This is a genomic window from Rhizobium sp. CC1099 (assembly GCF_029714385.1).
GTDB lineage: Bacteria > Pseudomonadota > Alphaproteobacteria > Rhizobiales > Rhizobiaceae > Rhizobium.
On record NZ_CP121642.1, the window covers coordinates 469,069 to 491,438 of the forward strand.

Below are 22,370 nucleotides of genomic sequence, written 5' to 3' on the forward strand. Positions count from 1 at the left end.
TTGCCGCCCTCTCCGAGTTGGCTTCGAGCGATGACTGGCGGGCGAAGGACGAGGCAACCTGAAAATCTGTTTCCAGATCAGTGTCTCTTAGTCGAGGAGTTCAAGCACCTTCAGGAAGTGCGGATGACGACGGATCGGGTCGAGATCCGAGTCGTATTTCACCCACCTTTTTGTTTCGTGGGTGGCGCGCGGGAGAAGCTCCACTAGCAGGCCGATGGCTCGTTCATGTTCACCCTCGAGCGAGTAAAAGCAAGCCACGTTGTATTTCGCCAGGCGGTCGTCGGGATCGATGGTCAAAGCGCGTCCTGCCCATTCCTTAGCACGATCAAGCTCACCAAGGGCCGCGAGACCCAAAGCCCCCAGGTAGGCGGCCCTCGCGTTTTCCGGACGCAAAACGAGCTCGCGCTCGGCGCGTGCAACACCTTCACGCGCCGCTATCTTCATTTCCTGCTCGCGCCCGAGCGATCGGAGAACGTTAATGAGCACAAGCAAGGCCTGGTAATCGTCAGGCTTGATCTCTGCGGCGCGCTGGAAAAGCCTGGCCGCTTCGTCCAGTTTTCCCTGGGTGAAGCAGGCGCGGGCATAGAAGTAATAGGCTTCAAACAGATTGGGATCGAGGGCAATTGCCTGATCGAACTCTGCCATCGCTTCCGGATGTCGCTCGCGAAGCGAAAGAGCGAGGCCGCGTGAAGCATGCGCTTCTGCGAGACCGCTCTCAAGATCCAGCGCCTTGGCGCTGGCCGCCAGAATGCCGTCGATTGAGACATCAGCGTTATAGTGAAGGAAGAGAAAGGAATCGCAGTCCGCAATTCCGGCGTAGGCCCGGGCATAGAGTGGGTCGAGTTCGACGGCCATGGCGAACATGCGCTTCGCCAGGACGTAATGAGATTTGGAGTGCCAGTGCAGGAAATGCCGTCCTCTAAGGTAGTACGCATAAGCCTCGAAACTCCCGGTCGGGGCCTGACCGATGACCTTCTTCTCCTCGGGCAACAGCTTGACCTTCAAGTGGTCCACGATGGTATGGGTGATCTCGTCTTGAAGGGCGAAGATGTCGGTGAGATCACGGTCGTAGCGATCGGCCCAGAGATGACCTCCGCCCTTTCCCTCGACGAGCTGCGCGGTGACGCGCACACGCGAGCCGGCCTTGCGGACGCTTCCTTCCAGAATATAGTTCACCCTGAGATCCTGGCTCACCTGCTGTACCTTCGCCGGCTTGCCCTTGTAGGTATACACCGTATTGCGCGCGACGACGAACAGACCGGAGATTTTCGACAGGTCAGTAATTATGTCCTCAGTGATCCCATCACTAAAATATTCTTGCTCGGGGTCGCCGCTGATGTTGTTGAATGGCAGGACCGCGATGGACGGCTTTTCGATCTCCCAAGGCTCATCTTGGCTTGCATCCGAGCCGCTCGGAGCCGGAGGAAAGTCCAGGGAGATACCATAAGCGCGCACGGGCCTGTCGATGTTCTTGAGCGTCTGCTCGCCCATGTCCTCGAACCGAAGATCGAGCCGGTTGCCGACATTATCTCGGACGGCTGCAGAGACCGCGATTCCGCCCGGCGCCGCTATGCTTTCGAGCCTCACCGCCACGTTGACGCCGTCCCCGAAGATGTCGTCGCCCTCAACGATCACGTCCCCAAGGTTGATGCCCATGCGAAGCTTTATTCGGCTGCGCTGCGGCACACCCGCATTACGCTCTAGCATGCCCCGCTGGACTGTGGCCGCGCAGGTGACCGCATTCACGACGCTCGGAAATTCCGCCAGAAATCCGTCGCCGGTGAGCTTCACGATGCGACCCTCACATTCGGCGATCTTGGCGTCGATCAGTTCCTTGCGATGCGCTTTCCAAGCCGCGTGAGTGCCTTCCTCGTCCCGGCCCATGAGTCGGCTATAAGTTACAACGTCTGCGGCGAGGATTGCCGTCAAACGTCTGTGCACCGTCGGATCGTCCATGTGACCATCTCGTCTCCGTGTACTGCCACGCTCGGGGTGCCATATTTCCAGGCCGATCCGATCATACTCCAGCGGTTGATGAATGTCTCTTTTTGCTGCCGCCAAGACCGCGAACTTGCGCTTTCTGGTCGTTACCGACCGCCGATATTCAGAGGGTGCGGATCAAGTTCCATAGTTTTTACGCGGACTTACGAGAGAGCCTTGCTCTTCCAAAGAGTTGAAACCGCAGCGCGTCGAGATCTGGCTCACGGGCTAAGGAAAAAGACGGCAATCGACATGACTGCGGCCGGTTTTCGGATGCCGAGTAAGCTAATCCACTCTGTTGAGGTCTAACTGGATACGTGATCTGGACGGTGGCTTTTGGGATTCCCTCCGGGAGATGAGACCACGGCCTTGGAACCACGACGGTTTTGGCTATAACTGATAGGGTTCCAACGAGGCTCTTCCATGACGAAGGTTTTCAATCCGCCGTCGGTTCGCCGACCCTTCGGAAACTATAATCACGGCATGCTGGTGCCGCCCGGAGCTTCGTTGCTGGTGACATCCGGCCAACTCGGGATCAGCCTCGACGACACGGTGCCCGGGGACGTGACGGCGCAGGCCGCGCTGTGCTTCGAGGCGATCAGGGCTATACTCGAAGAGGCGGATATGAGCTTTGCCGATGTCATCCGCATTTCAGGCTTCCTGACGCGGCGCGAGGATTTTCCGGCCTATATGGCCGTGCGCGACCGCTTTACCGCGGACCTGAAGCCCACGTCGACGCTGATCATCGTCAGTGGCTTTACCCGGCCGGAATTTCTGGTCGAGGTCGAAGTGACCGCTGCTAAGGTTTTCTAGAAACGCTCCATTGCCGTCTTCACCTTACCAAGGAATGCAGCGCGCGTTTCCGCCGTGCAGTTGTTCATGTCGTAATGGGCGAGGAAAGTGACCGGCCTCAGTGGGTTTATCTGGGCGCGCAGCACCCGCTTGACGATCTTCTTCGGCGGATTGCCGGCGACGAAGGCGCGAAAAGGCGTGGCGCCGTAAGTCAGGACGGCTGCTAGTTTTTGGATGTGCCGGAGCCGCGATTGCACCTGTCCGTCAACCAGCTCGAAAGATACACCCGGTAGCCAGACGCGGTCGAAATATCCTTTGAGGATCGCCGGGAAACCGAAATTCCACACGGGTGTGACGATGACGAGCCCTTCCGCCTGCTTGAGGCGATCGACATAGGGTTTCACCAGCGCGATATTCCCCGGATATTCGTGATAGACGAGGCGATCGTCACGGGAGAGCACCGGATCGAAGCTTTCCGCATAAAGATCGCAGCCATCGACCGTGTGTCCGGCCGTGGCGAGACTTTCGAGCGTCTGTCGGTAAAGGGCTGCACCGTAACTTGCTTCCACCGGATGGGAATGAAGGACGAGAACCCTCATGAGGGCTCCATGATGCTGGCAAGACCCGGGAACAGATAGTTCTTGCCTGCCGAGAAGTCGAAATTCGGGTTCTCCCAGGCAATCATCTTGCCGGGATTGAGTAAGCCCTTTGGGTCCGTTTCATGCTTGAAAGCAAGCTGAACCTTGTCGGTCCGCTTCATGCCGCCCTCCTCCAGCGTATAGCGGTGCGGATTGAAGATCGGGCAGCCATGGTCCTGATGGATCTGAATGATTTTTTCGAGCCGCTCTTCCGTCGTGTAGCGCACCAGCGGCAGGCCGGAGCACTGGATCTGACCGTCGAACCTGATGAATTCGAGATGCCCAGGCACTTCATCGCCGAAGATTTCGACCATCTTCTGAACCTTCTCGACATGGTCCGGTCCCGGATACTGGACCTGAAGATAGGTGAATTTCGGATCGATCTTCAGCGCACGGAGCGTCGTGTGGTTCCAGGCAAGCTCGTAGGCATGCGGAATACCCCGCATGCTCTCCACCTTGTCGGAACGGAAAATGATCTCGCCGTTCTGCGATGCCGCAAAGGCAAGGAACGCATCCATGGAATGCGGCGCAATCATCAAGACGACGACTGACTGATCCTTGCGGATGTAGGGCCTGTGGCGGGTGAAGTAGTCATGCGGGATCGGGGCGGCAATCGGCGCGATTTCCTTGACGAGGATGCCGTTGCACCGCGCGAGCTTATCGGAGAAGCGGACGGCCGTCATGAAATCGTCGTAGCCGACCAGCACGTCCACCCAATCGTAGGCCGGCGCGAGCGGCATTTCGATCTCGGTGATGATGCCGTTCGTGCCGTAGGCGTGGCTCACCTTCTGCAGGTCCCAGCCCGTCAGGTCGAGCACCCGCGGTTCTGCTTCCATGGTAACGACGCGCAGCCGCAGGATATTGCCGAGGTCGCGCAGTCCACCCCAGGTGATCGAGCCGACGCCGCCGGAGCCGCCAGCAATGAAGCCACCGATCGTTGCGGTCTGGGCCGTCGACGGGTGGAAGCGCAGTTCCTGGCCGGAATGGGCCCTCGCCTCTTTGTCCAGTTGCGCCATGACGATGCCCGGCTCGCAGATGACGCGCCCTGGATGGATTTCCTTGATCTTGTCCATGGCCGCAAGATTGAGCACGATACCGCCGGAAAGCGGCATGGCCTGGCCGTAATTGCCGGTGCCGGCGCCGCGCGGCGTCACGGGTACGCCGTGTGCGAAGGCGACCTTCAGCGCCTGGATCACCTCGGCTTCATTTTTCGGCGTGACGACGAGATCAGCGGTCACGTTGTCGAGCTGGGCCTTCAGGATCGGCGAGTACCAATAGAAATCGCGGCTCTTTTGACGCACGAGCGCTGGATTGTCCTCGATGGCTATGCCTGCAAGTTCCTTTTTGATCTTTTCGTAATCCGGCATGTCAGGCTCCAACGACACTATCGAGTTCACGGTAATCCGGCAGGCTGCGGTCGATCACCTTGCCGCGCCGAAGCACGACGCGGTCAGACTGCGGACGGGAGAGAAATTCGCTCCAGCGCCGGGCGCTGAAGAGGACGAGATCGGCCGGGCTTCCGGGGGCGATCCGGCCGATATCCGGGCGGCCGACGATCGACGCTGGCGACGTGGTGATGATGCGAGCAGCCGTATCCAGAGGATGATCGAGATGCAGGATGCGTACCGCCTCGCGGAAAACCTCGACCGGATCAAGATCGCCATAGGCATAGAACGGGTCGCGGGTATTGTCGGAGGCGACGGCGGTCTTGACTCCGGCTTTGGCAAGCTCCTTGAAGAGCGTTACCCCACGCCATCGCGGCGTGCGGTCCGGATAGCGATCCTGGAGATACATGTTGCACATCGGAAGCGAGATGATCGACAGGCCGGCCCTGGCGACCAATTCGACAGTTCTCTGAGCAAGACCGTCGTCCTGTCGGGCGAGCGAGCAGCAGTGGCCTGCCGTGACCTTGCCCTGAAAGCCGTTGCGGATCACCGAGTCGGCGATTGCTTTTAGCGTTTCGGCGCCCGGATCGTCCGTCTCGTCTACATGGAGGTCGACGTCGAGCCCACTGTCTGCGGCCGCACGAAAAAGCGTATCCAACTGCCAGACGAGGTCTGGTCCCACCTTCGTGACCCCGCCAAGCAGGCCGCATTTATTGCGAACGACCGTCACGAGATCGGCGAAATAGGCCGCATCGGTCATGAGCTCCATGGGAAAGAGCGCGACCGCTTGCAGTGTAATCCTATCCTTCCAGGCATCCCGCACGTCGTCGAAGACATCGAAGGAAATCCTGTGCTGCGGAGCGATAGAATCGAGATGCGTGCGGATGAGGCTGGTGCCGTGGGCGTAGGCGGAGCGTAGCGAGAATTCCATCCGCATTCTGACGTCTGTGGCGGACCAATGCGCCTCCCGATCGACGCGCACCGCCTCCAACGCTCCCATGAAGGTGCCGTCGAGGTTGGCGTTGCGGGACCATATATGTCCCTTGTCGAGATGCGTATGAGCGTCCACGAAGCATGGCCAGGCCATGCCGCCCTTAAGATCGGACCTTGCATAGTCCGCGGGTGCTTCGCCTGGCGGCAGAACGGCGGAAACCAGACCGTCTGCGACGACGATATCAGCCCTGACGAGACCCTCTTCGGCCGGTGCGGCGTACCCGCTGACAGCTGCCGCCGGAAGCGTCGCATTGCTCAGCACGAATCGGCCGGCATTGGGAGGTGAGATGAAGGAATAGGTCATCAGTTTTCCCGTCTCAGGCTGCTTTCATGCCAGCGATGCAGGCTGAGCCACGAGATGAAGGACGTGACGGCAAAGATTGCGACGCCGAGCAGCGACAGCATCAGCAAGGCCGCGAAGAGTCGGGGTATGTTCAGCCGATACTGGGCCTCGAGCAGGCGAAAGGCGAGGCCGGAACCGGCGCCGGCTGAGCCGGCGGCGAATTCCGCCACAACAGCGGCAATCAGCGCAAGCCCGCCACCGATCCTGAGCCCTGTCATGAAATAGGGCTGGGCTGCAGGCAGCTTGAGATAGAGCAGCGTCTGCCAACGCGAGGCACCGTAAAGCTCGAAGAGATTGATCAGATTGTGATCGACGCTTTTCAGGCCCTGGACCATGTTGGAAAGGATCGGAAAGAAGGCGACGAGGAAAGCGCAGATGAGGAGCGCCACCTGCGTCGATGGTGCATAAATGAGGATGAGAGGCGATATAGCCACAATCGGTGTTACCTGCAGGATCACTGCAAGCGGGTAGAAGGCGATCTCGATCCACCGGGATTGAACGAGGAAGATCGCAAAACCGACGCCGCCGACCAGTGCCAGCATCAGCGACATGAAGGTGATCTTGGTTGTGACCCAAAGGGCGGGGGCGAGCGTGCCCCAATCGGTGGCAAAGGCATTGGCCACAGCGATCGGTCCGGGGAGGATATAGGGCGGAACACCGGAGAGCTTGACATAGAGCCCCCAAATCAAGACAACGACGGCTATGACGGCGAAGGGTACGGCAATGCGAAGCGCCAGATCACGCCGCTTGGGGTTGGGCCGATTGGGGATCGACGGCGCGAAGGCTTCGGCTGTGTCCATCTTCAACGATCTTCCTTTGCGGCGTTAATTGCCCCGATCAGCGAATGGGAGACCGTTTCGCAGGCGCGCCGGTATTCTTCCGAGGTGCGATAATGCGCGTCGCGCTCCCGGCTCGTCACAAGCGAAAGATCTGCATGAACCCGGCCGGGGCGCGCCTTCATGACAACGATGCGGCTAGACAGATAGGCGGATTCGAAGACGGAATGGGTGACGAAGATCACGGTGATGCCCGTCTCCTTCCAGAGCCGCAGTACATCGTCGTTCAGCTTCTGACGCGTGATTTCGTCGAGTGCCGCGAAGGGCTCGTCCATCAAAAGAAGTTTCGGCTTGGTTACGAGCGCACGGGCGATCGAGACGCGCATCTTCATGCCGCCGGAGAGCTCGCGCGGATAGGCGCCGGCGAAATCATGCAAGCCGACGGTCGCGAGCGCACTCATGATCTGATCGCGTGCCGCGGCCCTTGAAACCCCGCGCAGCTTTAGTGGCAGATGGACATTACCGAAGACATTCTTCCACGGCATCAGCGTCGGCTCCTGGAAGACGAAACCGATATCGCCTTCGGGAAGTCCCTTTGCGTTGATGCGCGAACTTGGCCAGTCGATGCCGCCGGACGTGATATCACCAAGGCCGGCGATGATGCGAAGCGCAGTCGACTTGCCGCAACCCGACGGGCCGAGCAGGCTGATGAACTCGCCAGTCTCGACCGTGAGCGACATGCCAGAAAGCGCGACCGTTCCGCTGGAGAAAACCTTCGAAACGGATTGCATGGCGACCAGCGGCCGTTTGCGTTTTTCAGTCAGCGGCGCCGTCTGGACTTCGGCTAGGGGCATTGCGGGTCTCTTTGTTTGAAGAGGATGCAGCTTGACGCTTGGCGCGGCAAGCTCTTCACACAGCCCTGTGGCTTACTTCTTGAGCGACATGCCGGTGCCCTTGCAGACGAACTTGGTCGTAAAGGCCTTGGTATAGTCCGTGTCTGCCTTGAAGATCTTGATCGCCACCATTTCGTCGAAGAACTTCTTGTAGTGCGCGTCGGTGATGCAGCCGATGCCCTTGTCCATGGCGTCGCCGGATTCAACGATGCCGAATTCCTTCATCTTGGCAATGGAATAGGCGATCTGACCATCCGTCATTTCCGGATTGTCATTCTTGATCAGTTCATTCGCCTTGCTGTTGTCACTGTAAAGGTAATTGTACCAGCCTTCGATCGAGGCATCGACGAAGCGCTGGACGATGTCCGGCTTCGTGTCGATCATCATCTGGGTCGTTGTGATCATCGTGGAGTATGGGGTATAGCCGTTGTCGGCGAGCAGGAACACCTTCGGCTCCCAGCCCGTCTGCTTCTGGATTTCGTAGGGTTCGGACGTCAGGTAGCCTTGCTGGGCAGACTCCTTGTCGGCGATGAACGGTCCAGGATTGAAGTTGTAGGGTTTGTACTGTTCGTCCTTGAAGCCGTTGTAATTGGATTTCATCCACTCGAAGTAGGTCAGGTAACCGTCCTTGCCGAGGAAGAGCGTCTTCAGCTTGGCCAGATCCTCGAACGTCTCAATGCCGGCATTAGGATGCGCAATCAGCACCTGCGGGTCTTTCTGGAAGATGGCTGCGACATCCACCAAAGGAATGCCTTGCTCGACGGCGGTGATTTCGCCCTGTGTGCCGCCCATGTAGAAGTCAATCTTGCCGGATATCAGCAGCGCGCTGTTTGCTGCATTCGGGCCGCCCTGAACGATGCTGACGTCGAGACCGTACTTCTCGTAGGTGCCGTCGGCGACCGCCTGATAGAAGCCACCATGCTCGGCCTGCGCCAGCCAGTTGGTGCCATAGCTTACCTTGTCGAGCGCGTGGCCCGGCACGGCCGCGGCGATCGCGCCCCCGATACCAAGGAATGCGGTGAGTGCAATGTTTTTCAGTGCATTGGACATGTTCGGCGTTCCCCTATGGTGCCAGGGATTGCCCCTACCGGCACCCCATTTTCTTCATTTGAGCGATTGCGTTGCTCTTTGAAAAGCATCAAAATTCGTCCGCAACGATGCCTTTTTGGCATCTCAAACGGTGCGCGTTCCTTATTTGGGCTGCGTGCTTAAATTTGATGCACCGAGGGCGCGCGATGCTGCATTCCAGGAAGCTTCTCTACATCAACGAAATTGCGCGGTCGGGCTCTATTCGCAAGGCAGCGGCACGGTTGAACGTTGCTTCCTCTGCCATCAACAGGCAGATCCTGGCGCTGGAAGCGGAAATGGGCGCTCCGCTCTTCGAGCGCCTGCCGCGCGGCCTCAGGCTGACTGCGGCCGGCGAACTGTGCATAGAACACATTCGCGAGGTTCTGAAGAATTACGATCGTTTGGAGGGCCGCATCCGCAGTCTCAGGATGCAGCAGGCGGGCAAGGTGCGTCTGGTAACGACGGTCGGGCTTGCCGCTGGGCCGCTGGCGGAAATCATCAGCCGCTTTCAGTTGGAACATCCGCGTGTTTTCTTTCAGATCAGAAATGATGCCGGCACGATGACGGTCAATCCCGTGCTGTCGGGTGAGGTGGATATCGGCCTCGGCTTCAATATTCCGGCGACACCTGGAATACGCACTCTCGGAACTTTCGACATTCCGATCGGCGTCGTCCTGCCACCCGGCCATCGGCTTATCGGTCAAGGCCCGATCAACCTGACGGACGTGGTGCAGGAGCGACTGGTGCTGGCCCAACAGGGCACCAGCCTGCGCGAAGTGATCAATCTTGCACTTGCGCGGCTCGATGTTCATGTCGAGCCGGTGCTCGAGACCAATGCTTCGGAGATGCTGAAGAAGCTGGTGAAATGCGGAGCAGGGTTATCGATGCTCAATCCGCTCGACGTGATCACCGAGTGCCGAAAGGGCGAACTGGTTTTCCGTCCGGTCGCCGAGCCACATGCGCGCCAGCAGCCGATGAAGTTGTTTGCCCGTGTGCGTGCGCCGCTGGACGCCGCAACGAGCCTGTTCGTGGAATACCTGCTGGCAGAGCTTGCCGGCCTTGTACAGGAACTTCAGGTCAAGGGGCACATCGCGCCCGACAAGCCGGCTGCCAGTTGACCTTACTTCGTGTAGAGATTTGAAAGAGGATAGAGCTTCAAATCATAGAGCATCTCGATGAAGCCCTTCACTTGATGGCGGCAGATGGCTGCGCCCTTTTCCGCCGTGCCGCGCGAGGCGTCGCCGACGACGCCGTTGGGATTGAGATCATGCGCAATCCACGCCAACGAATGCGGGGGTAAAGGCTGAATATAGTTCGACCGTTCCCGCATCCATTCGGCTTTCGAGGCAAAATTCTGCGCCTTGTCCATGCGCACCAGGTCCGGCCGGAAACGCAGCATCAGGGAGGTCTCCACCTCGCCGCCGTGAATACCGTATTTTGCTTCGTGTTCGCTGATCATGCCTTCCGGATGTCCGAACCGGCCCCACTGCGTCGACAGCACGGCCATCTGGTGACGGACGCGCAATTCGCGCGCAACGATGCTCATGATGTCGACATTGCCGCCATGCGAGTTGACGATTACCATTTTGCGGATACCAGCTTCCGCGACCTTTGCGCCAATCGCAGTCCAGACCGGGATCAAAAGTTCGGCTCCAAGCGAGAGCGTGCCCGGGCCATAGATATGTTCGTTCGCCTTGCCGATCTCCTGCGTCGGCAGGACCAGTATGTCAAGGTCTTCGGGCCGCTCCTTGCGCAACTCCGCAAGCATTCCGTGTGCGATTGCGACATCGGTGGCGATTGGCAGATGCGGCCCATGCTGTTCTGTCGACGCGATCGGCAGGATGGCTATGGTCGTGTCGCAAGAAAGCGCCGCGAAGTCAGAGGTATTGAGCTCGTTCCAGTAAAATGGCATCGCCATTGCCGCGTCCCTTCCTTGGCCTTCCACTATTGAGTAGGGAACCTGCGTGCATGCGAAAAGCATCAATTTGCGCCAATGCCGATGCCTTTTTGCGAGAGGTGCCGAGAGTACAGTCTAAGGCTTGCCCAGGTGGCGCTCGGAATAATTTTTCGGACGCAGGTGCTCGACCACAATCCGAAGAGAAAATGCGGTTCGAAACGCGCGCGTTCGGCCAATGGGCGGTTGCGCTGCAACGCAGGTTCATGGTCGAACTCTCCTCACACCTGAATTTTCAAAAGCCGCTTGGCGTTATGCTAGCGTTCGAAAGGCTCGCCGAGCGAGGCGACGCCATTCAGCTTAAGCAGGCGGCGGTCTGCCGAAATGATGCCCAGCACGATAATCGTGACGAGATAGGGCAGGCTCGCAAGCAGTTGTGATGGGACGTCCAGTCCGGCCGCCTGGGCTGCGAGACCCGTCAGTGACACGGCTCCGAAGAGGCACGCCCCCAAAAAGATCCGACCGGTGAGCCACGTCCCGAAGACGACGAGCGCGATTGCGATCCAGCCACGACCGGCGATCATCCCATCGGCCCAAAGCGGTGTGTAGACGACCGACGCGTAGGCGCCGGCAAACCCTGCCATCGTTCCGCCGAATGCGATGGCGGCGAAGCGGACGGCGATGACTGAATACCCGACAGCATGGGCGGCTTTGGGGTTCTCGCCGATCGCCCGGACGACAAGACCGGCCTTCGTATAGGCAAACATCGCCCAGATGGCGAATGTTGCGGCAAGGGAAAGCCAGACGACGGCGTCTTGGACGAAAAGGTTGCCAATGACTGGGATATCGGAAAGCCATGGAAAGGCAAACTTTGGAAGCCCCTTGACCGTGAGGCTTTCATAGGTCTTGCCGAAGAGCGCCGAGAGGCCTTGACCGAGAATGCCGATCGCTAGACCTGTCGCTACTTGGTTTGCCCGAAGTCCGACCGCGATGACGGCAAATACGATTGAAAGCGCGGCGCTGCCGAGACCGGCGGCGACGAAACCCAAGAGATGGCCCCCACCATGATAGACGATGATGAAGGCGAGCACCGCACCGAACGCCATCAAACCCTCGGCGCCGAGGTTGAGAACCCCGGCTCGCTCGACCACCAGCTCGCCGAGAGCTGCAAGGAGGAACGGTGTCGCAGCCGCGAGCATCCCGGCAAGAATGAACTCGATGGCGTTCATGGCTGGCTCCGATAGGCGGAAAGGCGCCATTCGAGACGGTACCGCACGAAGGCGACGGCGATGAGATAGGCGACGAGGAGACTACCTTGAAATACGCGGACCGCGGCAATCGGCAAGTTTGCCGACACCATGGCATTGTCCCCCCCGATGTAGAGCGCCGCCATGAACAGCGCAGAGACCACGATCCCGATTGGATGCAGACCGCCGAGATAGGCGACGATAATAGCCGCATAGCCATAACCCGTCGAAATCGAGCGCTGCAACTGGCCGAGGGGACCGGCAACCTCGGCTGCGCCAGCAAGCCCTGCGGCGCATCCGCCGATGAGAAGGGAAAGCCAGATCGCCCACCCTTCGTTAAAACCGGCGTAGCCGGCGGCACGCGGCGCGAGGCCGCCGACCTGGAGCTTATAGCCGGTGAAGCTCTTCTGCATGAAGATCCATGCCACCATCGACAAGACGATCGTCAGGAGCAGGGAAACGTTGATGCGGGTGCCGGAGATCAAGATCGGCACCATCGCGTCATACTGGAACATCACAGATTGAGGAAAGTTAAACCCGTTGGGATCCTTCCAGGGACCAAGCAGCAGGTAGTTGAGCAACTGCGCAGCAACGAGGCTCAGCATCAGGGAAACGAGGATCTCGTTCGCGTTGAGCCTGACGCGCCAGAAGGCGGTAAGCGATGCCCATGAAGCACCACCGAGTGCGCCAAGGAACAGCATCAGTGGCCAGATCCATTGACCCGTCGCCTGCGGGAACCATACGGGGATGGCCGAGGCGACGATCGCACCCAGAATGAACTGGCCCTCGGCACCGATGTTAAAGACCTTGGCGCGAAAGCCGATCGCCAGGCCCTGCGCGATGAGGAGAAGGGGGCCTGTCTTTAGCATGACTTCGGAGAACGACGCCCAAGAGAGGAAGGGTTCGAGAAGCATCGCGTAGAAGACAGCGACCGGATCGCGGCCCATCAACACGTAAAGTCCAAGATTGAGAATGGTAGCCACCCCCAGAGCAACGGGAGGTGCAAGCAAGGTGGCGGTCAGCGAGGCGCGCTCCCGACGGACAAGGGTGGGAAGGATAGCTGCCAATAAAGCCCTCATGCCAGAGCCTTCTCCTGCGAAGAATGTGCACCGATCATATATCGGCCGATGTCCTCCGGCCGCGTGTCCCGTGTGACGAGAGCCGGGCTCAGCGTGCCGTGGTGCAACACGTGAATGATATCGCAGAGTTCGAAAAGCTCTTCGAGCTCCTCTGAAATGATGAGGATCGCCATGCCTTCGTTACGCAGCCCGACAAGCCGCCTGCGGATGGCCGATGCAGCGCCGATGTCGACGCCCCATGTCGGCTGTGCGATGAACAGTAGTTTCGGAGACAGCATGATCTCTCGGCCGACGATGAACTTCTGCAGATTGCCGCCAGAGAGCGAGCCGGCTTCCACCTCTGGGCCGGGCGTGCGGACATCGTACTGGCGGATGCACTCATCGGTGAATGCCATCGCCTTCGCTTCGTCAACGAGACCGTATCTGAGAAGGTTGAGCGGATGAGCAGTCAGCAGGCTGTTTTGGGTGAGGGACATTTCGGGTACGGCGCCACGCCCAAGCCGGTCTTCGGGAACGAAGGCAAATCCAAGCTGCCGGCGTGCAGCCGCATCGAGCGTGCCCACGTCCTTTCCCATCATGTAGATCCGCTCGCGCTGTTCTCCTGGCAGGACCACTTCGCCGGAAATGAGCGAGGCAAGCTCGCTTTGCCCGTTGCCGGAAATTCCGGCTATGCCGAGGATTTCGCCCGAACGAACCGTGAGGCTCAAAGTGGAGAGCGGCACGGCAAAGGGGTCATCCGGCCGATAGTCGAGGCCTATGATTTCAAGCCGCTTTTCCCCGCCAGAAATGGGCAACGCCGGCATTGGCTCCGGCATGTCGCGGCCGATCATCATGCGGGCCAGGTCATGAGCATCGTGTTTTCGCGGATCGACATGCCCGGTAACGCGCCCGCCGCGCAGAATGGTCGCCCTGTCGCAGATCGCGCGGATTTCCTCCAGTTTATGCGAGATGAAGAGAATGGAGACGCCACCGTCGCGCAGGCGACGCAATGTCTCGAAGAGTCTCTCCACCGATTGCGGCGGCAGGACGGAGGTCGGCTCGTCGAGGATCAGCAGCTTCGGGTTTGTCAGCAGACAGCGGATGATCTCCACCCGCTGCCGCTCGCCGACGGAAAGCGTGTGCACATGGGCGAGGGGATCGACTTCGAGCCCGAAGTCGCGCCCGATCTTCCGGATGCGCTCAGCGAGATCGGCTTTCCGGCCCGGAACGACCAGTTGCGTGTTCTCCACCACCGTCAGGGTCTCGAACAGCGAGAAGTGCTGAAAGACCATGCCGATACCCTTGCGCCTCGCCTCTGCAGGGGATGCGAGGCTCAAAGGTTCTCCTTCCCAGATGACGGTTCCGCTGTCCGGTTGCTCGACGCCATAGATCAGCTTCATCAGCGTCGATTTACCCGCCCCGTTTTCTCCGAGGATTGCATGGATCGACTGCGGGGCCACGTCCAGGTCGATGGCTTGATTGGCCCGGTTCTGGCCGTAGCTCTTGGAAATGCCGCGCAGCGACAGGAGCGGAACGGTCATGGCTCACTTCGGCAGAGGCGTAGCGACGCCCTTGACGTGCCAATTCATGGCGACGACCTCGCCATCGGTGAGCGTTGCACCGGAGGGCGCCGCTTCGCTGCCATCGGCCTTGGTGATCGGCCCTGTGAAGGGAGTGAAGCTGCCGCTGGCGATCTTCGCCTCGATCTCCTTGATCTTGGCCATGGCGTCGGCCGGGATATCCGGATTCCAGTCGACAACCTCGACGACCTTTTCAGCGACGCCGAGGAAGGCATTGCCGCCCTTGAACGTGCCGGCGATATGAGCGTCCACCGAGGCCTTGAAGAACGGCGACCAGTCGGTTGCGACACAGCCGAGATAGGTCTTAGGCGCGTACTTCTTCATCGACGAGTTGAGGTTGAACGCGTAAACGCCGGCTTCCTCGCAGGCAGAGATGACCGACGGCGTGTCCTGCGCATTGGAAAAGATCACATCGCACTTCTGCGCCATCAGCGCCTTCGCAGCTTCCTGCTCCTTGGCCGGATCGAACCACGAGTTCACCCACACGACCGACACCTCGATATCCGGTTTCACCGACTGGGCACCGAGCGTGAAGGCATTGATGGACGTGATCAGTTCCGGGATGGCAAAGGCGGATACTGAGCCTAACTTACCGGTCTTGGAGAGCGCAGCGGCAGCCATGCCGAGCAGGTAGGTTCCCTGAAAATACTTGGCTGCGAAGGGCGAGAAATTCGGTGCTACCTGGAAGCCGGAGGCATGCAGCACGGTGACCGCCGGATTCCGGCGGGCGATCTGCAGGGCGCCGTTCTGATAGCCGAAGGAGCCGGCGATCAGGAATTTGTTTCCGTCGGCGACCGTCTTGTTCATGATGCGGTCGGCATCCGGACCTTCCGGAATGTTCTCGATGACCGTGACCTTTACCTTGTCGCCGTACGCAGCCTTGACGGGTTCGAGGCCGGCGGCAAGGGCGTGTCCCCAGCCAACGTCACCGACCGGCGAGGGGATCACGAGAGAAATACCGAGCGGCTCGTCGGCTGCCATGGAGGACCGGCCGCCAAGTACGCTTGCGAGGCCGGAGGCGGCAACAGCCTTTATCAATGTTCTGCGGGTGAGGTTTTTCAGCATGTCAGTTCCCCTGTTTCGTTTTTAGAATTCCATTGTCGCGAGAGCGGCCTCGGCTTCGGCGAACAGCCGCATTTCGTCGAGCCCGATGAACTCGCCCTTGGCCCAGACGATGCGTCCATTGATCATGGTCATGTCGGTAGGCATTCCGATGCCTACTTTGGCAATCAGGCTCAGCGGGTCATGCCGCGTGCCGATGTAGTCCATGCGCCGGGTGTCGATTGCAAAGAGGTCGGCGGCCATCCCGGCAGCAAGCCGGCCGACATCCCGGCGGCCGAGGAGGGCCGCCCCGCCGGTCGTCGCATAGCCGAGAAAATCGACCGGAGGCGGGACGGGATGGGCGCGTGTCGAGGCTGTCAGGCACTGCAGCATGTAGGCGGAGTGCAAGCAGTGCATCAGGTTTGAATTGTCGTTCGAGGCGGCTCCATCGCAGCCGAGACCGACGCGGAGACCGAAGGCCGACATGGCCGGAATATCGGTGACCTCGGCGCCGACCAGATAGACCGGCTCGGGGCAATGGGAGACACCGGTGCCGCTTGCCGCCATCATGCGCAGTTCGTCATGGGTGAGTTCCCAGCAATGGGCATAAAAGGTATCGGGACCGGCAAATCCAATTTCTGCGCAGTAATCCACCGTCCTCATGCCGTGCCGAGCCTCGATGACGGGGCTTTCGCCTTCGCCGACATGGGTATGGAGTTGCACGCTGCGGTCGCGCGCCAGCGCTGCCGCCTCGACGAAGGTCTCTCTATAGCAGTTGACCGGCTGACAGGGCGCGACCACGACCTGCCGCATGCTGAAGGGGCTTGTATCGTGGTAAGTGTCGATCAGGCGCGTACAATCGGCGATGAATTCGTCCGTCGTCTCCAGCATGGCGTCCGGGATGGTCGAGCCTTCGGACTTCGGCAGCGTGTTGCCGCCGCGGCCCGCATGAAAGCGCATGCCCAGCAGGTCGGCTGCCTCGAACTGACGGTCTATCAGTTGCTTGCCAGCGCGGCGCGGGAAGCAGTACTGGTGGTCGAAGGCCGTCGTGCAGCCGTGCTTGATCATCTCCGCCATGGCGGTGACAGAGGCATGGTAAAAGCAGTCCTCGGTCAGGCGCGAGAAGATTGGATAGATGCGATCAAGCCATTCAATGACCGTCAGCTTCGTCCAATCGAGATCCGCCCGGTTGCGCACGAAGCACTGGAAGAAGTGGTGGTGGGTATTGACGAGCCCCGGATAAACGAACCAGCCGGTCGCGTCTTGGGTGATGGTCCCGGCCGGCAGCTCTCCCTTGTAGAGGTTTTCGCCGATCGCTTCGATCGAAGGACCGTTTGTCAGCAGGTCCACGTTCCGGCAGACACGCAGCCCCTCGCCATCGTTGGCGATGACGGCAGCACAGTTCGTTAGGAGATAACCGGCCACGTCACACCTCGCCCGGTTCTGCGTAGGGTTCGGGCGTTAACTCGTGCAGCCTATGGATGCCAGGCATCTCGACAAAATTATCGAGGCTGCGGATTGCACGCGACCAGAGCCTGATGGCGGGATAGGGGTCGAGCGGGATGCCGCCATCCGGCGCGAGCGCCACGTAGGGAAAGCAAGCGATATCAGCAATTGTCGGGCGGTTCGACGCGAGGAACTGAAATCCCCGCAAGCCCTGTTCGACCAGGTTCGCTTCCAGTTCGCGAAGCGCAGCAATCCCTTGTGCTTGAAGCGAGGCGATGTCCCCCGGCCCCAGAAGCATTTCATGAAGGCGCGCGCCTCCGAGGTTGGCGGTCAGCCGGTGTGAGAACGAAAGCCATTGCTGGACGCGCGCTGTTTCTTCCGGCGTGCCGCGGCCCAGCCACTTTGGCGCCGTCTTGGCGGCGAGGTAGGTAAGCATGGCGGCGGATTCGGTCAGGATCAGATCCCCATCTTCCAAGATCGGGATCGAGCCCGCCGGATTAAGCGCCATGAGCTCGAGGCTGCGATGCTCGGCGCCGGGATGAAAATCTACTGGCCGGATTTCCAGCTTCACGCCGGCCAGTGCCGCCATCAGCCGAACTTTGTAGCAACTGGGTGAGAGAACGTAATCATAGAGCTTCATTGCGCCACCAATTGTGCCCCATAGGTGTAGTGGTGGCGTTTCAGCCAGCGTCTGTAAGCGATCGAAGTCAGGTCGGCTCTGGTGGGGATTTCCATTCCGGGATCGAGGGGCAGGAGCCTGGGGATCTGGTTTTCGAGAATGGACCGGTCCTGCAGGAAGATCGTCTGCTGAAAGTGAATGAGGTCGGTCATCGGCGTGACATCGTCGAAGAGCGCCATCCACGGCCAGACGTCGCACAGGTCTTCGGCGAGGGGTTGGACGAAGAGGGCGATAACATCCCATTCACCAGGGCGGGGCGGACAGGTCTTGTAAAGGACGGAGCAGGTCGGCGCCGGCACGCGGTACATGTATTCGGTCGTGATGCCGCCGCTTGCCGACTTGGCAGCCTGCGGTTGGTAGAATTTGACCTGCGTGGCCCAGACCTCATCTACTTCATCGCGGATTTCGACCTTGTAGTCCTGAACCTCGGTGTGTGGCTCCGCGCCTAAGATGTCGGTGTGCACAAAGGGAAAGTGCGCTATGTCGAGAAAGTTCTCCACTGCGCGCAGCGGCGAGCAGCGCACGCGAGCGACACCCACATCGACAAACCGGCGGCCGGGCTGATCGGCCTCGGGGATCGGAAAAAGATCCGTTCGAGGTTTGCCGAGAGAGGACCAGATGTGGCCGTAGCGGAGGCAAACGGGGAGAAAGCGCCCGTCGCCGGATTTCACGTTGATGTTTCCGTGGGCGTCAAGCGCCACTTCGATAGGCTCTCCCATCAGGGCGGTCTTGCGCCCATCGATGTCGAGCTGGCTGAAGAGACCGACGGGATACCACTCGTCGATCATCGCGTTTTGCCTCATGACGCTTTCCCTTTCGTCTGAAGCTCCTCGGCCATCCGCCGCAAAGTTTCGGATGCCCGTGACGCGGCAATGCGCGCGGCCAGGCAGCTATCATTGTCCAGCAGGATATGAATCAATGTCTGGCCGTTGTCTTGCGGGACGAGCAACAGCCGGATCGTCTGGCTATTCTGCGCATGCCAGACAAGGCCTTCCGGGCCTGCCTTTCCGTTCGCAGCAGCCTCGACCGCCTCAGTACCGGCATCTGCCACCAGGGAGCGCAATGGAACAAGGCCTTCAAGCCGCGGGGGCCCAGCCATAAGTTGCTCTGCGGCAACCCAGATGACGCCGTCAGACTCTTCGACCTGTTGCGTCTCCAAGCGGATCGTTTCGGGCGGCGTGAGGCCTGGATGGGCCGGGATGCGCAGGCAGGTTCCGGTCCGGGTGTAGCTCCAGCCGTGATAGATGCACGAAAGTGCCTCGCCACGCACGAAGCCGTGAGACAAGCGCATGCCGCGATGCGGACACCGGTCTGCCGATGCTGTCACGTGCCCCGACCGACTTCGCCAAAGAGCAATCGGCCCGGCTGGCGTCCGTGCCGGAATAACGGTTCCCGCTGGCAAATCCGCGGACAGGGCGACTGGCGTCCAAGAGCCCGTCGTGTCAGACAGCATCACTCGGCTTTCTATATAAAATCAATGGCCTGGTTGGTGAAGCCGCGGCTAAGCGTCGGCGGTCCGCCAATCAGTGTGGTCACGTTTGCATAATTTTTTCGCATTGGCAATATTGATTAAATATAAGGCATACAATGCGCATGCAGCCAAAAAAGGATCGATCGCGACGTCAGCCGGCTCCCCTGTCGATTGGTGTGCGGTGTATCGTCTCGACCCAGACATCGATGGGCCCGAGCAAACATCCGATCTCCATCATGTCGATCAGCTCCACGGGCCCGGTGATGTCGAGCTCGACCCGATCGGAACTGGTATGGGCGATCGCCTGCGCAAGCCCGAGCTTAGCGGCATGGCGTCGGATCCAAGGAAGGAAGGAGGCGGCGTCAAGTTCGCCGAGGATCGTCATTCGCTCCCGAAAGTCGCTTTGATGTTGGTCCGTCATGAAAGGCCCTAAGCTTGGTATCTTGGCATAGAGCATAGCGCCCAGGTGGACTTATGAAAGGGTGGTCATCAAAGCGCGCCTCAGCCGCGCTGGCTGTCGCGTTCTGCGGCTCGTGTCACACAAGGCTGCGCGCCTCTATCGGTAGGCACTGCCCTTTGCCGCCGATCAGTCACGCAAAGAAAAGGCAAGCAGCGCTTTATAGTTCGTTCTCCTGGCCGGGATCCAGCAGATCAACAAGCCGCGCAATTCTTCCCGTCGGCAACGGACGGCCTTCATCGGCCAGAGCTTCTTCAGCATTCACCCAGGCCCAGGCTTCTGCCAGTTCCTTTGCCGAAGCTCCTGTCGCCAAAATGTCTGCAAGCAAGACCTCGTCAACCGGGCCGATGATGGCCCTTACTTCTCCTGACGATAGGGTCATTTCAATCACCTCCCTCACGTTCGGCACTTCATGACTGCGGCTGTGCCAGCACACTGTGTCGCTGCTGGCAGCCAATAGGACACGCATCGCATCCAACCGCGGCAATGCCGCGCCGGGTAAAAGCCCGGCGCGGGTCGTCGTCATGTTCGATCAAGCCACCTGCTTTTCGCCTTCGATCTGTAGCGGCCCAGTCTCCTCTTTGGCCTGCTTGGCCTCATTCGTTCCGATAGCAATGCGCCGCGGCTTCATCTCTTCGGGGATCTCGCGTTTCAGCTCGACCGACAGAAGGCCGTTCTTCAGGCTGGCACCAAGCACCTTGACGTGGTCGGCAAGCTCGAAGCGTCGTTCGAATGATCGGCCGGCGATGCCGTGATGCAGATATTGCATATCCTCCTTGTCGGGCTTCGCACCGGCAATAACGAGCACGTTTCGCTCATGTGTGACCGACAGATCTTCCTCGGCGAAACCTGCAACTGCCATGATTATGCGGTACTCGTCCTCGCCTGCCTTGACGATATCGTAAGGCGGCCAGGTATCGACAGCTTGAAATCGCTGCGCATTGTTGAGGAGATTGAAGACGCGGTCAAAGCCGATGCTGGACCGGTAAAGCGGGGCGAAGTCGAATTCGTTTCTCATAGCCATATCCTCCGTAAAGCAACATGGAATGGAGACGCATGGAAACTCGCGTCTCCAACATCAGCCCCGTACGGGCGGCTGACGGAACTGATTTGGTTGCGGAGTTTTCAGGTTCAAGAGCGTTCAGACAAAAATTGGCACTCCAGGCCCGAGAGTGCTAAAAAAGCGTCGCCGCCGTTCTTGAAATGCCGTCTTCCACATTGTGACAGCTGCGCCTAAATAATGAGCAGTTGCCGCTCGGTGCCGCTGTGAGAAAGCCGAGACAATAGAAAAACCTTTATAGAATCAATTTAGCAGAAACTGGCACGCGTCTTGCTTTGACAATACTGAGTTGGTGGCTAGGGTTCCGGCGCTTGACAAGCGTGCTGGTCCGAGAGCTGCCGTCGGTGGGAGAGAAATCCCGCCGGATGCACGGCGGGACAAAAGCCCGGGAGACCTCGTAAGCCAAGGGATTGGCGGCGCGATGGTCTTTGCCAATCCCTTTTTGAAAAAAGCAAAAGGGGAATTTCAATGCAGACTTTTTCGAAGCTTCTTTCCATCACCGCCTTGACCGCCTACTTCATCCTGGGCCTCGGCCCCACCGTCGAGGCTGCCCAAAAGACCGAGTTCAAGGTTGCATGGTCGATCTATGTGGGCTGGATGCCCTGGGGCTATGCTGCCGATCACGGCATCGTCAAGAAATGGGCCGATAAATACGGCATCAAGATCGACGTGACCCAGTTCAACGACTACGTCGAGTCGATGAACCAGTATACGGCCGGTGCCTTCGACGCCGTGACGCTCACCAACATGGATGGCCTTTCCATTCCGGCCGCCGGCGGCGTCGATACGACCGCCGTGATCGTCGGCGACTTCTCGAATGGCAATGACGCCGTAATTCTCAAGGACAAGACGAGCCTTGCCGATATCAAGGGCCAGAATGTCAATCTGGTCGAGTATTCCGTCTCGCATTACCTGCTTGCTCGCGCGCTCGAAAGCATCAAGCTGACAGAGCGCGACGTGAAGGTCGTCAATACGTCCGACGCCGACATGGTCGCCGCCTATAAGACGCCCGACGTCACCTCCGTCGTCACCTGGAATCCGCTGGTCTCCAGCATCCTTGAGGATCCTTCGGCCAAGAAGGTATTCGACAGTTCGCAGGTTCCTGGCGAAATCATCGACCTGATGGTCGCCAATACTGATGTGCTCAAGGACAATCCGAACTTCGGCAAGGCGCTGGCAGGCATCTGGTATGAGACCGCGGCGCTGATGGAGGCGGATACGCCGGACGGCAAGGCGGCCCGCGAGACGATGGGGTCGGCCTCCGGCACCGACCTTAAAGGTTTTGAGGCGCAGATCGCTGCGACCAAGCTCTTCGCCAAGCCCGCTGACGCCGTCGCCTTCACCGTGTCCCAGAGTCTTCCCAAGACGATGGATCTGGTGCGCAACTTCCTCTTCGAGAAGGGCCTGCTCGGCAACGGTGCGCCGTCGGCGGATGTCATCGGGATCGAAATGCCGGACGGCAAAATCCTCGGAGACAGCGGCAACGTCAAGCTGCGCTTCACCGAGACCTACATGAAGGCGGCCGCTGACGGGACGCTCTGAAGTTCGACCGGCGGCGCGGGAAAACTG

Annotated in this window: 21 protein-coding genes, 1 pseudogene and 1 riboswitch; of the genes and pseudogenes, 3 read left to right on the plus strand and 19 right to left on the minus strand. The window is 59.6% G+C overall.

Features of this window, described 5'->3' with window-relative positions; genetic code table 11:
- Positions 1-87: 87 nt before the first annotated feature.
- A complete protein-coding gene (locus QA644_RS23470; protein WP_283073527.1) occupies positions 88-1,956 on the minus strand; it encodes a tetratricopeptide repeat protein in 1,869 nt (622 codons plus the stop codon).
- A 447-nt stretch (positions 1,957-2,403) separates the two neighbouring features.
- On the opposite strand from QA644_RS23470, the gene QA644_RS23475 reads away from it, so the two are divergent.
- Positions 2,404-2,793, plus strand: coding sequence for a RidA family protein (locus QA644_RS23475; protein WP_074071436.1), 390 nt, complete (start codon positions 2,404-2,406; stop codon positions 2,791-2,793).
- Here QA644_RS23475 and QA644_RS23480 read toward each other — a convergent pair.
- From QA644_RS23480 to QA644_RS23505, 6 genes are all read right to left on the minus strand, one after another.
- Entirely contained in the window at positions 2,790-3,371 is a 582-nt protein-coding gene (locus QA644_RS23480) for an NAD(P)H-dependent oxidoreductase (protein ID WP_239601192.1), read from the minus strand. The two genes, QA644_RS23475 and QA644_RS23480, sit on opposite strands and share 4 nt — an antisense overlap.
- Entirely contained in the window at positions 3,368-4,777 is a 1,410-nt protein-coding gene (locus tag QA644_RS23485; protein WP_283073528.1) for an FAD-binding oxidoreductase, read from the minus strand. Before QA644_RS23485 ends, QA644_RS23480 begins: the two co-directional genes overlap by 4 nt.
- Before the next feature lies 1 nt (position 4,778).
- On the minus strand, positions 4,779-6,092 hold the full coding sequence (locus QA644_RS23490) for a cytosine deaminase (protein WP_283073529.1): 1,314 nt from the start codon (positions 6,090-6,092) through the stop codon (positions 4,779-4,781).
- A complete protein-coding gene (locus tag QA644_RS23495; RefSeq protein ID WP_283073530.1) occupies positions 6,092-6,931 on the minus strand; it encodes an ABC transporter permease in 840 nt (279 codons plus the stop codon). Before QA644_RS23495 ends, QA644_RS23490 begins: the two co-directional genes overlap by 1 nt.
- Before the next feature lie 2 nt (positions 6,932-6,933).
- Positions 6,934-7,761, minus strand: coding sequence for an ABC transporter ATP-binding protein (locus QA644_RS23500; RefSeq protein WP_283073531.1), 828 nt, complete (start codon positions 7,759-7,761; stop codon positions 6,934-6,936).
- Between the two features lie 72 nt (positions 7,762-7,833).
- Positions 7,834-8,850 carry an ABC transporter substrate-binding protein gene (locus QA644_RS23505; protein ID WP_283073532.1) on the minus strand — a complete coding sequence of 339 codons (1,017 nt, stop codon included), beginning with the start codon at positions 8,848-8,850 and terminating at the stop codon, positions 7,834-7,836.
- A 185-nt stretch (positions 8,851-9,035) separates the two neighbouring features.
- Between QA644_RS23505 and QA644_RS23510 the strand changes: the two are divergent.
- Positions 9,036-10,047: pseudogene (locus tag QA644_RS23510) on the plus strand (LysR family transcriptional regulator).
- On the opposite strand, the gene QA644_RS23515 reads toward QA644_RS23510, so the two are convergent.
- The 12 genes from QA644_RS23515 to QA644_RS23570 all read right to left on the minus strand — a co-directional run bounded on the left by QA644_RS23515 (position 9,989) and on the right by QA644_RS23570 (position 20,759).
- On the minus strand, positions 9,989-10,786 hold the full coding sequence (locus QA644_RS23515; RefSeq protein WP_074071444.1) for a creatininase family protein: 798 nt from the start codon (positions 10,784-10,786) through the stop codon (positions 9,989-9,991). The pseudogene QA644_RS23510 and the gene QA644_RS23515 overlap by 59 nt on opposite strands.
- Before the next feature lie 293 nt (positions 10,787-11,079).
- On the minus strand, positions 11,080-11,991 hold the full coding sequence (locus QA644_RS23520; protein ID WP_283073533.1) for an ABC transporter permease: 912 nt from the start codon (positions 11,989-11,991) through the stop codon (positions 11,080-11,082).
- Positions 11,988-13,088, minus strand: coding sequence for an ABC transporter permease (locus QA644_RS23525; protein WP_283073534.1), 1,101 nt, complete (start codon positions 13,086-13,088; stop codon positions 11,988-11,990). The genes QA644_RS23520 and QA644_RS23525 overlap by 4 nt, the downstream gene beginning before the upstream one ends.
- Entirely contained in the window at positions 13,085-14,608 is a 1,524-nt protein-coding gene (locus tag QA644_RS23530; RefSeq protein ID WP_283073535.1) for an ABC transporter ATP-binding protein, read from the minus strand. The genes QA644_RS23525 and QA644_RS23530 overlap by 4 nt, the downstream gene beginning before the upstream one ends.
- Before the next feature lie 3 nt (positions 14,609-14,611).
- Positions 14,612-15,709, minus strand: coding sequence for a BMP family ABC transporter substrate-binding protein (locus tag QA644_RS23535; RefSeq protein ID WP_239603630.1), 1,098 nt, complete (start codon positions 15,707-15,709; stop codon positions 14,612-14,614).
- Between the two features lie 24 nt (positions 15,710-15,733).
- Positions 15,734-17,113 (minus strand): amidohydrolase, encoded by a 1,380-nt coding sequence (locus QA644_RS23540; RefSeq protein ID WP_283073536.1) that lies wholly within the window; start codon positions 17,111-17,113, stop codon positions 15,734-15,736.
- Position 17,114: 1 nt separating this feature from the next.
- Positions 17,115-17,774 (minus strand): glutathione S-transferase family protein, encoded by a 660-nt coding sequence (locus QA644_RS23545; protein ID WP_283073537.1) that lies wholly within the window; start codon positions 17,772-17,774, stop codon positions 17,115-17,117.
- Complete coding sequence (locus QA644_RS23550) at positions 17,771-18,616, minus strand: aromatic ring-hydroxylating dioxygenase subunit alpha (protein ID WP_194731505.1); 846 nt, start codon at positions 18,614-18,616, stop codon at positions 17,771-17,773. The genes QA644_RS23545 and QA644_RS23550 overlap by 4 nt, the downstream gene beginning before the upstream one ends.
- Complete coding sequence (locus QA644_RS23555; protein WP_283073538.1) at positions 18,613-19,266, minus strand: Rieske (2Fe-2S) protein; 654 nt, start codon at positions 19,264-19,266, stop codon at positions 18,613-18,615. The genes QA644_RS23550 and QA644_RS23555 overlap by 4 nt, the downstream gene beginning before the upstream one ends.
- 169 nt (positions 19,267-19,435) lie before the next feature.
- Positions 19,436-19,705, minus strand: a complete 270-nt coding sequence (locus QA644_RS23560; RefSeq protein ID WP_194731503.1) for an acylphosphatase — start codon at positions 19,703-19,705, stop codon at positions 19,436-19,438.
- A 196-nt stretch (positions 19,706-19,901) separates the two neighbouring features.
- Positions 19,902-20,267, minus strand: a complete 366-nt coding sequence (locus tag QA644_RS35205; RefSeq protein ID WP_349254137.1) for a hypothetical protein — start codon at positions 20,265-20,267, stop codon at positions 19,902-19,904.
- Between the two features lie 6 nt (positions 20,268-20,273).
- Complete coding sequence (locus QA644_RS23570; protein WP_283073539.1) at positions 20,274-20,759, minus strand: Hsp20 family protein; 486 nt, start codon at positions 20,757-20,759, stop codon at positions 20,274-20,276.
- Between the two features lie 327 nt (positions 20,760-21,086).
- Positions 21,087-21,195, plus strand: a riboswitch (guanidine-I (ykkC/yxkD leader).
- A gap of 74 nt (positions 21,196-21,269) precedes the next feature.
- Here QA644_RS23570 and QA644_RS23575 point away from each other — a divergent pair.
- Positions 21,270-22,343: a putative urea ABC transporter substrate-binding protein gene (locus QA644_RS23575; protein WP_194731502.1), complete on the plus strand. Its 1,074-nt coding sequence runs from the start codon at positions 21,270-21,272 to the stop codon at positions 22,341-22,343.
- The last annotated feature ends 27 nt before the right edge of the window (positions 22,344-22,370 follow it).